The following is a 12023-nucleotide window of genomic DNA, read 5'->3' on the forward strand; positions in this document are numbered from 1 at the left end:
CCGCTCGCGAAGATGGGCCAACTGTGGGTTACTGCGACAAAGCGGTTCGGATCAGGGAGAACGAACATGGCCAGCAAGGCTGAGAAGATCGTTGCCGGGCTCGGCGGCATCGACAACATCGAAGAGGTCGAGGGCTGCATCACCCGCCTCAGGACCGAGGTCGTGGACCCGGCCAAGGTCGACGAAGCCGCCCTGAAGGCCGCCGGCGCCCACGGCGTCGTCAAGATGGGCAGCGCCATCCAGGTCGTCATCGGCACCGACGCCGACCCGATCGCCGCGGAGATCGAAGACATGATGTGAACCCCGGCCGACCCCGGGACGCATCCCCAGGGCCCCTTCCCACCGCGGGAAGGGGCCCTCGCGCAGGTACGGATAGGCTCGGCGCCATGTCTCGAATCGACGGCCGCACGCCCGAACAACTCCGCCCGGTCACCATCGAACGCGGCTGGAGCAAGCACGCCGAGGGCTCCGTCCTCGTCTCCTTCGGCGACACCAAGGTGCTCTGCACCGCCTCCGTCACCGAAGGCGTCCCGCGCTGGCGCAAGGGCAGCGGCGAGGGCTGGGTCACCGCCGAGTACGCGATGCTGCCCCGCTCCACCAACACCCGCGGCGACCGCGAGTCCGTCAAGGGCCGCATCGGCGGCCGCACCCACGAGATCAGCCGCCTCATCGGCCGGTCCCTCCGCGCCGTCATCGACTACAAGGCCCTCGGCGAGAACACCGTCGTCCTCGACTGCGACGTCCTCCAGGCCGACGGCGGCACCCGCACCGCCGCCATCACCGGCGCCTACGTCGCCCTCGCCGACGCCGTCGCCTGGGCCCAGGGCAAGAAGCTCGTCCGGCCCGGCCGCCGGCCTCTCACCGGCACCGTCAGCGCCGTCTCCGTGGGCATCGTCGGCGGCGTCCCGCTGCTCGACCTCTGCTACGAGGAGGACGTGCGCGCCGACACCGACATGAACGTCGTCTGCACCGGCGACGGCCGCTTCGTCGAGGTCCAGGGCACCGCCGAGGCCGAACCCTTCGCCCGCGACGAGCTCAACGCGCTCCTCGACCTCGCCGTCGCCGGCTGCACCGACCTGGCCGCCGCGCAGCGCGCCGCGCTCGACGGCCTCCTCGACAGGTAAAGGTGAAGGACACGCCGAAGCGGGCGACCGGGCGCGGGGCAACCGCGCCGGCCGCCCCGGCGTCTGAAGAAGTACGGGCGCACGGCTCATCCTGTGCGCCCGGTCAGCGACCAGGGCCGCCCGGCCCGACGAGAGAGGACCGTTCCATGGCCGCGAGCCGCCGACGCCGCACCGCTGCCGTCGCCGCCACCTTGGCGGCCGTCGCGCTCACCGCCGGACTCACCACCGGCTGCGACGCCGTCGGCAAGGCGCTGGACTGCGTCCAGACCGCCGACGCCGTCGCCGACAGCGTCACCGACCTCCAGCAGGCCGTGGAGAGCGCCGCCGACGACCCGTCGAAGCTCGAGAAGTCGCTCGACTCCATCGACAAGAACCTCGGCGAGATCGGCGACAAGACCGACAACGCCGACGTCGACAAGGCCGTCTCCGACCTCGACAAGGCCGTCGACAACGTCCGCACGTCCATCGAGAACGGCGACTCCACCCCCGACATCGGCCCGGTCACCGACGCGGCCGGCGAACTGACGAAGGTCTGCACGCCGTAACGCACGCCAGGCGGGTCACGGGGCCCGGGATACTGGACCCCATGACCCGCCTGATCCTCGCCACCCGCAACGCCGGAAAGATCACCGAACTGCGGTCGATCCTCGCCGACGCGGGCCTGACCCACGACCTCGTCGGTGCCGACGCCTACCCCGAGATCCCCGATGTCAAGGAAACCGGCGTCACCTTCGCCGAGAACGCCCTCCTCAAGGCCCACGCCCTCGCCCGTGCGACCGGCCTGCCCGCCGTGGCCGACGACTCCGGCCTCTGCGTCGACGTCCTGAACGGCGCCCCCGGCATCTTCTCGGCCCGCTGGTCCGGCCGTCACGGTGACGACCGGGCCAACCTCGACCTGCTCCTCGCCCAGCTCGCGGACGTCCCCACCGAGCACCGCGGCGCCCACTTCGCCTGCGCCGCCGCCCTGGCCCTCCCCGACGGCACGGAACGCGTCGTCGAGGGCCAACTGCGCGGCACCCTCCGCCACACCCCCGCCGGCACGGGCGGCTTCGGCTACGACCCCGTCCTGCAGCCGGACGGCGAGACGCGGACCTGCGCGGAGCTCTCCCCGGCGGAGAAGAACGCCATCAGTCACCGCGGCAAGGCGTTCCGGGCACTGGTTCCGGTGGTGCGGGAGCTGCTGGGCTGAGGGCAGGAAACGAGCCCCTGCCGCCTTGAAGCCAAGGCGGCAGGGGCTCGTTTCCGTGTGGGCCCGGTGGGACTCGAACCCACGACACACCGGACCTAAACCGGCGCCCTCTGGCCTGCTGGGGTACGGGCCCACGTCGTGGCTTACTCTACTGGGCTGCCGAGCGCACCGGTCACGGGTCCGTCACTCGCCCACCGATTGCCTCCTCGGCACCAGGTGGTGGTCACGGCGTGGCAGTTCGGACACAGCAGTCGCAGGTTCGCGCGGCGATCGTCCCGCCAGTCACCGCTGATGTGATCGACCTCCAGCGTCATCGGCCGTCCGAGCCACTCGGGGCCGACTCCGCAGCGGGCGCACTTTTCGGGCACCCCGGCCTCGACGAGCGCGCGGCGCAGTCGCTTGGTAGGTGTCCGATGTGCCTTGTCGTGCCGGACCAGTACCTCTGCCATCCCTGCGGCGTGCGCGCTCCGTCTGCCCCGTTGGTGGGCCTGGCCCAGGAAGTGCGACGTCGAAAGGCCTGCCTCGGTGATCCACCTGCGCACCTGAGCGCGTTGCGAGCCGTTGTCGGGGCGATTCAGGCGGCGTAGCACATCCGCGAGAGAAACCGACGCCGCCACCGCCGCCTGCAGTTCGCCGGTCGTGGGACGAGGCCGTCTCCGGCATCGCCGCTCGCGGCCGGTCATGCGGCCCGCTCGGTCAGCCTCTTGCCTCGACCTCGGTACTTGTCCGTTGTCGAATGGCAGTTGGGGCAGAGGAGCCTCAGGTTCTCGATCCGGTTGTTCCGCCAGTTGCCGTCGATGTGGTCCACCTCAAGCGGCAGTGGGTGTCCGAGCCACACCGGCCTGATGCCGCACATCGCGCAGCACATCTGCACACCAAGTTCCCCCATGGCTCTCTTGAGACGGCGTCCCGGTGTACGCGTGGCATGTGCCGAGGTGTCCTCGACGAGGATCTCCTGGGCCGACCGGCGGCGCTGGTTGTCCCGCTGGCGTTCTGTGCGGACGACCGGAGTGAAGTGCGACGTGTCGATGCCGTATGCCTTGATGCGCCGCGAGATGTTCGTATGGTGGCCGCCGACCGGGGCGAGCCCGAGGCGGCGCAGGACCTCGTTGACGCTCGTCGACCGAGCGACAGCGGGCTCGAGGACTGCCTTGGTCCACTTCGCCCCCTCGTGCTCGAAGTGGGAGACGTCCACCCCCAGCCTCCTCATCCGCCGGAGGACGTACTGCCGCGTCGAACTTGTCGGATCCACCCCCAACCGCACCAAGGCCTCCGACAGTGTCCGCGCCCCCCGGGCTGCTTCCTCCAGCCGTTCCTTGGTGTACGCGCTCGCCGCCATCGAACCCCCTCCGTCCTCGACCACCCGTTCGCCCCCTCGCACGGACCAACGAACCGGTTGTCGGACGGTCACGCCCGGAATGCGGAACGGCCCGTACCGGGTGTGGGTACGGGCCGTTCCGGGGCGGAGTGGGTCAGATCCCCAGGTCCTTGATGATCTTGGCCACGTGGCCCGTGGCGCGGACGTTGTACAGGGCGCGTTCCACCTTGCCCTGTTCGTCGACGACGATCGTGGAGCGGATGACGCCCAGGTAGGTCTTGCCGTAGTTCTTCTTCTCGCCGAAGGCGCCGTACGCGTCGAGGACCTTCTTGTCGGGGTCGGCCAGCAGGGTGACCCTCAGGGACTCCTTGTCGCGGAACTTCGCCAGCTTCTCCGGCTGGTCGGGGGAGATGCCGATCACGTCGTAGCCGGCGCCGGCCAGGACGTCGAGGTTGTCGGTGAAGTCGCACGCCTGCTTCGTGCAGCCGGGGGTCAGCGCCGCCGGGTAGAAGTAGACGATGACCTTGCGGCCCCTGCGGTCGGCCAGGGACACCTCGTTGCCGTCGGCGTCGGGCAGGGTGAAGGCGGGGGCCTCGTCCCCGGGCTGGAGGCGTTCGCTCATCGGTCTCGGTCTCCTCGTACGTACGCGGTGCGTGGATCGGGTGCCGGGATCGAGGGTAACCGGGGGTCCTGACGGTGCGGTCCGGCGCGAAGCTGACAGACTGTCCGGCACAGGTATCAGCGGATTTCGGAGGCGACACGGTGGCGGACACGGCGGACACCAGAACCCCGGCGCAGATCGAGGCGGACATCAGGCGCCGCCGCGCAGTGCTGGCCGAGACCCTGGACGAGATCGGGGTGCGGGTGCACCCGAGGACGATCGTCGGGGACGCCAGGGCCAGGGTCGCGTCCAACATCGACCACACGCTGGGGCGGGCCTACGTCGGCGTCAACCGCGTGGTGAGCGATGTGAAGGCGCAGTTCGTGGACGAGGAGGGCGGGCCCCGGCTGGAGCGGGTGGTGCCGGTCGCGGTCCTGGTGGTGGGGGTGGTGGGGCTGCTGGCCCTGGGCACCCGCCGCCGCAGGGGCTGACCCGCCCGCGTACGCCCACGGCGAAGGCAGGTAGGTTTCACAGCGTGAGCGCCAAGAGAAACGAGCACAGCCCCCAGCACGACAAGCTGCCCATCCGCATGCTGCACGACCGCGTACTCGTGCGGCAGGAGACCGGTGAGGGCGAGCGGCGTTCCGGGGGCGGCATCCTGATTCCCGCCACGGCGGCGGTCGGCCGGCGGCTGGCCTGGGCCGAGGTCGTCGCGGTGGGGCAGAACGTACGCACCGTGGAGCCGGGCGACCGGGTGCTGTTCGATCCGGAGGACCGTGCCGAGGTCGAGGTGCGGGGGATCGCGTACGTGCTCATGCGTGAGCGCGATCTGCACGCCGTGGCCGCGGACCGCTTCGAGGGGTCCCAGGACTCGACCGGCTTGTACCTGTAGTGCCACCGCTTCGACGCGGGAAGGGGCCGGTGACGAGCGTCACCGGCCCCTTCCCGTCGTCCTGGCTACAGTGGAGGGACCCAGCGGGACCCGACGAGACGCGCCGTACCGGGTGAAGGCAAAGACGACGCACCCCGTTCGCCGTTCGTGTCCCGGAGGTGCCCGTCATGGCCTGGGTTCTGCTCGTCGTCGCCGGTCTGCTCGAGGTCGGCTGGTCGGTCGGTATGAAGTACACCGACGGTTTCACCCGGCTCGTGCCCAGTGTTCTCACCGGTGCCGGCATCGTCGCGAGCATGCTGCTGCTGTCGTACGCCGCGCGGACCCTGCCCATCGGTACCGCCTACGGCGTGTGGGTCGGGATCGGCGCGGCCGGGGCGGCGGTGCTCGGCATGGTGGTGCTGGGGGAGCCGGTGACCGCCGCCCGGATCTTCTTCATCTGCCTGTTGCTGATCGCCGTCGTGGGGCTGAAGGCGACCTCCGGGCACTGAGCGGGCGGTCCGTCTACTCCCGGCGTGCGACCTGCGGGAACGCGCCCGTCAGGCCGCCCTGGCCGCCGGTGTCGCCCGCGTCGGTCCCTCCGTCGCCGGTGTCCCCGCCGGTGTCCGTGCCGCCCGTGATGCCGCCGGTGTCCGTGCCGCCGTCGGTGGTGCCGCCGGTGTCCGTGCCGCCCGTGCTGCCGCCGGTGTCCGTGCCGTCCGTGGTGCCGCCGTCGGTCTGGCCCTGGGTCTGGCCGTCCGTCCGGCTCGGTGCCGGGCTGCCGGTCTCCTCGTCGTCCGGCGTCTCGGTGGTTTCGTCGGCGGGTTCGTCCTGCGTCGGCTCGGCCGGGGACTCCGGCGCGGGCGGCTGGACCTGGTCGGCGCCGGGCTGGAGGCGCAGGTCGAAGTCCCTGACCGGCTCGCCCTCGAGGGCTTCGCGGGTGTACTGGGCCCAGATCTCTGCCGGGGCGCCACCGCCGTTGATGCGGGGCAGGCCCATCGCGCCGTAGAGCTTCTCCTGGCCGCCGGTGACCGGGTCCTGGCCCATGACGGCGACGACCGTGGCCAGCTCCGGGGTGTAGCCCGCGAACCAGGCGGCCTTGTCCTCCTCGGCGGTGCCGGTCTTGCCGGCGGCGGGACGGCCGGCGGCCTGCGCGGCCGAGGCGGTGCCGTTCTGGACGACGCTGCGCAGCACGGACGTGGTGGTGTCGGCGGCTTCGCGGCTGACGGCCTGGCGGGTGTTGCGCGCGGGCAGTTCCACCGTCTCGTGCCCGTCCTTGGTGATCTTCTCGATGACGGTGTAGGTGCCGTGCCTGCCGTGGTTGGCGAGGGTCGCGTACGCCTCCGCCATGTCCAGGACGCTCGCGGTGGCCACGCCGAGCGCGATGGACGGCGAGGGGGTCAGTTCCGGAGTGGTCTCGGGCACGCCGAGGTCGATCGCGGTCTGCATGACCTTGTTGGAATCGACGTCCACCGCCATCTGCGCGTACACCGAGTTGACGGACTTGTCGGTGGCCTCGCGGACGGTGATGTCGCCGTAGGAGACCTGGTCCTCGTTCTCCGGATCGTACTGGCCGCCGCTCCAGCCCTGGACGGGGCGCTTGTTGGTGCCGTCGTAGATCGTGTTCGGGGTGATGAGGCGGCCGTCCTGGGTGCTGGACTTGTGCTCGACGGCGGCGGTGAAGACGAACGGCTTGAAAATGGAGCCGACCTGGTAGTCCCGGCGGGTGGCGTTGGGGGTGTACTGCTTGACGTAGTCGATGCCGTTGTACATCGCCACGACCTTGCCGGTCTTCGGGTCGACGGAGGCGCCGCCCGCCCGGACGTAGGTGTCCACCTTGCGGTTCTTCTTGTCGAGCCGGTCCATCAGCTTGTCGTTGACGGCGTCGACGAAGGCGTCCTGCTTGTCCTTCTGCAGGGTGGTGGTGATGCGGTAGCCGCCCGCGTCCAGCGACTCCTCGCTGACCAGCCGGTTCTGGATCAGGTAGTCCTTCACGATGCGCACGATGTAGCCGCGCTGCCCGGACATGCCGGTGGAGACGGTGGTCTCCTTGGGCATCGGGAACTTCAGGCCGGCCCGCTCGGACTCGGCGAGCCAGCCCTTCTCGACCATGCCGTCCAGGACGTAGTTCCAGCGGGCCTCGACGGCTCCGCGGTTCTCCGGGTGGGCAATGACGTCGTACTCGCTGGGCGCGTTGACCAGGGCGGCGAGGTAGGCGGCACGGCCGGCGTCGAGGTCCTTGGCGTCCATGCCGTAGTAGGCCTGGGCGGCGGCCTGGATGCCGTAGGCGTTGCGGCCGAAGAAGCTGGTGTTGAGGTAGCCCTCGAGGATCTTGTCCTTGCTCTGCTCGCGGTCCAGCTTGATCGCGATGAAGAACTCCTTCACCTTGCGGGTGACGGTCTGCTCCTGGCGCAGGTAGTAGTTCTTCACGTACTGCTGGGTGATCGTGGAGCCGGACTGCTTGCCCTTGCCGGTGGCGGTGTTCCAGGCGGCGCGCACCATGGCCTTGGGATCGACGGCGGACTCGCTGTAGAAGTCGCGGTCCTCGGCGGCCAGGATGGCGTGCTGGGCGTCCTTGGAGACCCGGGAGAGGGTGACGTTCTCCCGGTTGACCTCGCCGTCACGGGCGATCACGGAGCCGTCGGCGTACAGGTAGACGTTGGCCTGCTTGGTGGCGAGGGCGTTGGCGGGCGGGATCTTCACCAGGGTGTAGCCGAGGAAGAAGCCGCCGACGAGCAGCAGGGCGACGACGATGGAGGTGCCGAGCACCGTCCGCCAGGTGGGGACCAGCCGTCGCCAGCCGGTGCGCCGGGGCCTGCCCTCCTCCCGGGCGGGCTGCGGGGCGCCGGCCACCTGCGGCTCTCCCTGCGCCCAGCCCTGGTCCGGGTGCTGCGGCTGCGGCTCGTGGCTCATGTCGGGCACGGACTCCTGTTTCGCCTCGTTCGTTCACGTACGCCTAGTGCGCTCCTCTTATTGAAGACTGTCGCATCCGGCGATCAGTTCCCCGTCCGCGGCGCGCGTCGTGCTGGGATGCGGGATCTCACACACCTGCCCGCGACGGGGCCGGCAACGCCCCGGAAGGTGCCGGAAAATGCCTGGCCGGTGACCCGGCCCCGGCACTAGGCTCCTGCGCTTCGGTGTCCGGTGCTGGTGGGGAGGGCCGTGGGTGTGGGCGCGTGGCGCTTGTACGCGGCGGTGGCTGCGGGGACCTTCCGGCGCTTCGCGACGTACCGGGCGGCGACGGCGGCCGGGGTGTTCACCAACACGGCGTTCGGTGTCGTCCTCGCCTCCACGTATCTGGCGCTGTGGGACGAGAGACCGCACCTGGGCGGGTACGACCAGGCGCAGGCCGTCACCTACGTGTGGCTGGGGCAGGCCCTGTACGCGACGCTCGCCCTTCAGGGCGGCGGCGCGGAGAGGGACCTGATGGCCCGGATCCGCACGGGGGAGATCGCCGTCGACCTGTACCGGCCGGCCGACCTCCAGCTGTGGTGGCTGGCGAGCGATGTGGGGCGGGCGCTGTTCCAGATGCTGGGGCGGGGTGTGGTCCCGTTCGCGTTCGGTGCGCTGGTGTTCCCGATGGCGCTGCCCGCGGAGTTCTCCGCCTGGGCGGCCTGCCTGGTGGCGCTGCTGCTGGCGGCGGTCGTCAGCTTCGCGATCCGCTACCTCGCGGCGCTCAGTGTGTTCTGGCTGATGGACGGCATGGGCGTCTCCCAGGCCCTGATGATCGCGGGTGTCTTCTTCTCGGGCATGGTGCTGCCGCTGAACGTCTTCCCCGGGGCGTTCGGTGACGTCGTGCGGGTGCTGCCGTGGGCGGCGCAGGTCCAGATGCCGGCGGACGTGCTGATGGGGGAGACCGACCCGCTGCGGGCGTTCGCCTTCCAGGCCGTGTGGGCGGTGGTGCTGCTGGCGGCGGGGCGGCTGCTCCAGTCGGCGGCGACGCGGCGGGTGGTGGTGCAGGGTGGGTGAGCGGAGCACCCTCGCCGAGGGGCTGCGTGCCTACGGGTTGATCGCCGGGATGTGGCTGCGGTCCGGCATGACCTACCGCGCCTCCTTCGCCGTCACCCTGGTCGGCAACCTGGTGATGACCGGCATGGACTTCGTCGGGATCCTGCTGATGTTCTCCCAGGTCGACTCGCTGGGCGGCTGGACGCTGCCCGAGGTGGCCTTCCTGTACGGGGCGTCGACGACCTCGTTCGGTATCGCCCACCTGGTGTTCGGGTCGACGGACGTGCTGGGTGCCCGGATGCGCGACGGTTCGTTCGACACGCTGCTCGTGCGCCCCGCGCCGATGCTGGCCCAGGTGGCGGCGGACCACTTCGCGCCGCGCCGCCTGGGCCGGATCGTCCAGGGCGGGCTGGTGCTGGGCTGGGCCCTGGTGGCGGCCGACGTCGACTGGAGTGCGGGGAAGGCCCTGTTGGTTCCGGTGATGGTGATCAGCGGCGCGGCGCTCTTCTCGGCGGTGTTCGTGGCGGGGGCGGTCTTCCAGATCTTCGCGCAGGACGCCGCCGAGGTGCAGAACGCGTTCACCTACGGCGGCACCACGCTCCTGCAGTACCCGCCGACGGTGTTCGGGAAGGACCTGGTGCGTGGGGTGACGTTCGTCCTGCCACTCGCCTTCGTCAACTGGGTGCCCGCCGCCTATGTGTTGGAGCGGCCGTATCCGCTCGGTCTGCCGGACGGAGCGGCGTTCGCGCCGCCCCTGGTGGCGGTGGTGTGCTGTGCGGCGGCCGGGGTGGCGTGGCGGGCCGGTCTGCGGTCGTATCGGAGCACGGGGAGTTAGGGGCGGGTGTGGCGGAGGCGTTCATCGAACTGGAACGCATCGAGAAGGTGTTCGAGGTGCGCAGGAGGTCCGGCTTCCTGCGGCGGGAGCGGCGGCGCGTGCGGGCCGTCGACTCGCTCTCGTTCACCGTGGCGCGCGGCGAGATGGTCGGGTACATCGGGCCGAACGGCGCGGGCAAGTCGACGACGATCAAGATGCTGACCGGGATCCTCACGCCGAGCGGCGGCCGGCTGCGGGTCGCCGGGATCGACCCCTCCCGTGAGCGGACGCGGCTGGCGCACCGCATCGGGGTGGTGTTCGGGCAGCGGACCACCCTGTGGTGGGACCTGCCGCTGATCGACTCCTACCGGCTGATGCACCGCATGTACCGCATCCCGGACGCCCGTTACCGCGAGAACCTGGACCGCCTGGTCGAACTGCTGGACCTGGCGGAGCTGTTGGACGTGCCGGTACGGCAGCTGTCCCTGGGGCAGCGGATGCGCGGCGACATCGCGGCGGCGCTGCTGCACGATCCGGACGTGCTGTACCTCGACGAGCCGACGATCGGTCTGGACGTGATCTCCAAGACCAAGGTGCGGGGCTTCCTGCGGGAGTTGAACGCCGAGCGGGCCACGACGGTGCTGCTGACCACGCACGATCTCCAGGACATCGAGCAGTTGTGCTCGCGGGTGATGGTGATCGACCACGGCCGGCTGATGTACGACGGCCCGCTCGCGGGGCTGCGCGAGGCGGGGGAGAGCGAGCGGACGCTGGTGGTGGACCTGGAGCGGGAGCTGCCGCCGGTCGTGGTGCCGGCACCGGCTCGGGTGGTACGGGTGGAGGGGCCGCGGCAGTGGCTGGCGTTCCCGGCGTCGGAGTCGGCGGCTCCGCTCGTGGCGCGGATCGCGGCGGAGTATCCGCTGGTGGACCTGTCGGTGCGGGAGCCGGACATCGAGGCGGTGATCGCCACGATGTACGCGGAGCGCGCGGGGCGGGCCGGGCGGGCGCTGTCGTAGCCCGGTGCCGGGGGAACTCGTAGGCTGCTGTGTATGACCGACGACGCTGTCCCGGACCTCCGCGCCTCCGACGCCGACCGTGAACGGGTCGCCGACATCCTGCGGGAGGCCCTCGCGGAGGGGCGCCTGGACATGGAGGAGTTCGGGGAGCGGCTGGACGCCACGTACCGGGCGCGCACCTACGGTGAACTGGCGCCGATCACCCGGGATCTGCCCGGGCCGGGCGCGCCCGTCCCCGCGGTGTCCCTGACGAAGGAACCGCGGCCGGGCGGGGATTGGTCCGACCGGATCGTCGGCGGCGGCGACGAGGGGACGTCGACGTGGGCCGTGGCGGTGATGTCGGGCTTCCAGCGCAGGGGGCGCTGGACGGCGCCGCGGCGGTTCAACTGCTTCGCCTTCTGGGGTGGCGGGGAGATCGATCTGCGCGAGGCGTACTTCGCCGACCGCGAGATCGTGATCAACGCGGTGGCGATCATGGGCGGGGTGGACGTGATCGTCCCGCCCGGTGTCGAGGTCGTGGTGCGCGGCATCGGCGTCATGGGCGGCTTCGACCACCGTGAGGAGGATGTCCCGGGCGACCCGGGCGCCCCGCGGGTGATCGTCACGGGCTTCGCCTTCTGGGGCGGCGTCGGCGTCCAGCGCAAGCTCCCTCGGGCGGAGAAGCAGCGCCTGCGCGAGGAACGCCGCCAGGAGAAGCTCGAGCGCAAGGCGGCCCGCCGAGCCCTGGACCCCTCCGAGGGCCACGCGTCCCCGGGCGGCCTGCACGGCCTGCACGGCTCGCACACGGACCGGCCCTACGAGCCGGAAAACCGCCGCAGCGGGGAGTGAGACCGGTTCCGCCCGGGGCGGTGGCGGGGCGCGCGAGCGCCGGAAGCCGGCTCCGGGCGGAACAGGCCCGTGCCGCGTGACTGTGCGCTCCGCCGGATCGCCACCGCCCTGCCGGCCGCGCGGGGCCGAAAACGGTTCGATGCCCTGAGGGCGGGCGCCGCGCGGCGCCGATGACGCGTGCGGCCCGGGCGGCCGGTGTCCAGGTGGGAGCCCGGTCGGCTGGGTGGGTGAGAGCGTGTGCTGTCTTGGCTTGTCCGGCCGTGGGCGTTCGTCGTCTTCGTCGGTCGCGCAATCCGGCAGGTCGTGGGTGCGTCGGC

14 protein-coding genes, 1 tRNA gene and 1 riboswitch are annotated in these 12023 nt (G+C 71.2%); of the genes, 11 read left to right on the forward strand and 4 right to left on the reverse strand.

The window, feature by feature from the left end; genetic code table 11:
• The first annotated feature begins 66 nt into the window (after positions 1–66).
• The 4 genes from ACFYOV_RS14805 to rdgB all read left to right on the forward strand — a co-directional run bounded on the left by ACFYOV_RS14805 (position 67) and on the right by rdgB (position 2313).
• Entirely contained in the window at positions 67–300 is a 234-nt protein-coding gene (locus tag ACFYOV_RS14805; RefSeq protein ID WP_260827502.1) for a PTS glucose/sucrose transporter subunit IIB, read from the forward strand.
• Between the two features lie 86 nt (positions 301–386).
• A complete protein-coding gene (gene rph, locus ACFYOV_RS14810) occupies positions 387–1124 on the forward strand; it encodes a ribonuclease PH (RefSeq protein ID WP_389087369.1) in 738 nt (245 codons plus the stop codon).
• Between the two features lie 146 nt (positions 1125–1270).
• Positions 1271–1669 (forward strand): hypothetical protein, encoded by a 399-nt coding sequence (locus tag ACFYOV_RS14815; protein ID WP_389087371.1) that lies wholly within the window; start codon positions 1271–1273, stop codon positions 1667–1669.
• Between the two features lie 41 nt (positions 1670–1710).
• Positions 1711–2313: an RdgB/HAM1 family non-canonical purine NTP pyrophosphatase gene (gene rdgB, locus ACFYOV_RS14820; protein ID WP_389087374.1), complete on the forward strand. Its 603-nt coding sequence runs from the start codon at positions 1711–1713 to the stop codon at positions 2311–2313.
• 58 nt (positions 2314–2371) lie between these two features.
• Here the strand turns inward: rdgB and ACFYOV_RS14825 are convergent.
• The 3 genes from ACFYOV_RS14825 to bcp all read right to left on the reverse strand — a co-directional run bounded on the left by ACFYOV_RS14825 (position 2372) and on the right by bcp (position 4253).
• Positions 2372–2446, reverse strand: a tRNA-Leu gene (locus ACFYOV_RS14825).
• 546 nt (positions 2447–2992) lie between these two features.
• The gene (locus tag ACFYOV_RS14830; protein WP_389087912.1) at positions 2993–3652 is read right to left on the reverse strand and encodes an HNH endonuclease signature motif containing protein; all 660 of its coding nucleotides are present in this window, start codon (positions 3650–3652) and stop codon (positions 2993–2995) included.
• Positions 3653–3785: 133 nt separating this feature from the next.
• Positions 3786–4253: a thioredoxin-dependent thiol peroxidase gene (bcp, locus tag ACFYOV_RS14835; RefSeq protein WP_389087376.1), complete on the reverse strand. Its 468-nt coding sequence runs from the start codon at positions 4251–4253 to the stop codon at positions 3786–3788.
• Between the two features lie 140 nt (positions 4254–4393).
• Between bcp and ACFYOV_RS14840 the strand changes: the two genes are divergently transcribed.
• From ACFYOV_RS14840 to ACFYOV_RS14850, 3 genes are all read left to right on the forward strand, one after another.
• Positions 4394–4723: a DUF3618 domain-containing protein gene (locus ACFYOV_RS14840; RefSeq protein ID WP_389087379.1), complete on the forward strand. Its 330-nt coding sequence runs from the start codon at positions 4394–4396 to the stop codon at positions 4721–4723.
• A 44-nt stretch (positions 4724–4767) separates the two neighbouring features.
• Positions 4768–5124, forward strand: a complete 357-nt coding sequence (locus tag ACFYOV_RS14845; RefSeq protein WP_389087381.1) for a GroES family chaperonin — start codon at positions 4768–4770, stop codon at positions 5122–5124.
• 74 nt (positions 5125–5198) lie between these two features.
• Positions 5199–5258, forward strand: a riboswitch (guanidine-III (ykkC-III) riboswitch).
• A gap of 33 nt (positions 5259–5291) precedes the next feature.
• Positions 5292–5612 (forward strand): DMT family transporter, encoded by a 321-nt coding sequence (locus ACFYOV_RS14850; protein ID WP_389087384.1) that lies wholly within the window; start codon positions 5292–5294, stop codon positions 5610–5612.
• A gap of 13 nt (positions 5613–5625) precedes the next feature.
• On the opposite strand, the gene ACFYOV_RS14855 is transcribed toward ACFYOV_RS14850, so the two are convergent.
• On the reverse strand, positions 5626–8013 hold the full coding sequence (locus tag ACFYOV_RS14855; protein ID WP_389087386.1) for a transglycosylase domain-containing protein: 2388 nt from the start codon (positions 8011–8013) through the stop codon (positions 5626–5628).
• Between the two features lie 255 nt (positions 8014–8268).
• Between ACFYOV_RS14855 and ACFYOV_RS14860 the strand changes: the two genes are divergently transcribed.
• Genes ACFYOV_RS14860 through ACFYOV_RS14875 form a run of 4 tightly spaced genes read left to right on the forward strand, consistent with a single transcriptional unit; the run spans position 8269 to position 11706 of the window.
• Positions 8269–9069, forward strand: a complete 801-nt coding sequence (locus ACFYOV_RS14860) for an ABC transporter permease (RefSeq protein ID WP_389087389.1) — start codon at positions 8269–8271, stop codon at positions 9067–9069.
• Entirely contained in the window at positions 9062–9883 is an 822-nt protein-coding gene (locus ACFYOV_RS14865; protein WP_389087391.1) for an ABC transporter permease, read from the forward strand. The genes ACFYOV_RS14860 and ACFYOV_RS14865 overlap by 8 nt, the downstream gene beginning before the upstream one ends.
• Positions 9841–10878 carry an ATP-binding cassette domain-containing protein gene (locus ACFYOV_RS14870; RefSeq protein ID WP_389087394.1) on the forward strand — a complete coding sequence of 346 codons (1038 nt, stop codon included), beginning with the start codon at positions 9841–9843 and terminating at the stop codon, positions 10876–10878. The genes ACFYOV_RS14865 and ACFYOV_RS14870 overlap by 43 nt, the downstream gene beginning before the upstream one ends.
• Positions 10879–10911: 33 nt before the next feature.
• Entirely contained in the window at positions 10912–11706 is a 795-nt protein-coding gene (locus ACFYOV_RS14875; RefSeq protein ID WP_389087396.1) for a DUF1707 domain-containing protein, read from the forward strand.
• The last annotated feature ends 317 nt before the right edge of the window (positions 11707–12023 follow it).

Source organism: Streptomyces sp. NPDC005931, from assembly GCF_042871235.1.
Lineage (GTDB): Bacteria > Actinomycetota > Actinomycetes > Streptomycetales > Streptomycetaceae > Streptomyces.

Bases quoted from the DNA above. Each gene is read 5' to 3' on its own strand.
- ACFYOV_RS14805 (WP_260827502.1), top strand. From the start codon at position 67: ATGGCCAGCAAGGCTGAGAAGATCGTTGCCGGGCTCGGCGGCATCGAC.
- rph (WP_389087369.1), top strand. From the start codon at position 387: ATGTCTCGAATCGACGGCCGCACGCCCGAACAACTCCGCCCGGTCACC.
- ACFYOV_RS14815 (WP_389087371.1), top strand. From the start codon at position 1,271: ATGGCCGCGAGCCGCCGACGCCGCACCGCTGCCGTCGCCGCCACCTTG.
- rdgB (WP_389087374.1), top strand. From the start codon at position 1,711: ATGACCCGCCTGATCCTCGCCACCCGCAACGCCGGAAAGATCACCGAA.
- ACFYOV_RS14830 (WP_389087912.1), bottom strand. From the start codon at position 3,652: ATGGCGGCGAGCGCGTACACCAAGGAACGGCTGGAGGAAGCAGCCCGG.
- bcp (WP_389087376.1), bottom strand. From the start codon at position 4,253: ATGAGCGAACGCCTCCAGCCCGGGGACGAGGCCCCCGCCTTCACCCTG.
- ACFYOV_RS14850 (WP_389087384.1), top strand. From the start codon at position 5,292: ATGGCCTGGGTTCTGCTCGTCGTCGCCGGTCTGCTCGAGGTCGGCTGG.
- ACFYOV_RS14855 (WP_389087386.1), bottom strand. From the start codon at position 8,013: ATGAGCCACGAGCCGCAGCCGCAGCACCCGGACCAGGGCTGGGCGCAG.
- ACFYOV_RS14875 (WP_389087396.1), top strand. From the start codon at position 10,912: ATGACCGACGACGCTGTCCCGGACCTCCGCGCCTCCGACGCCGACCGT.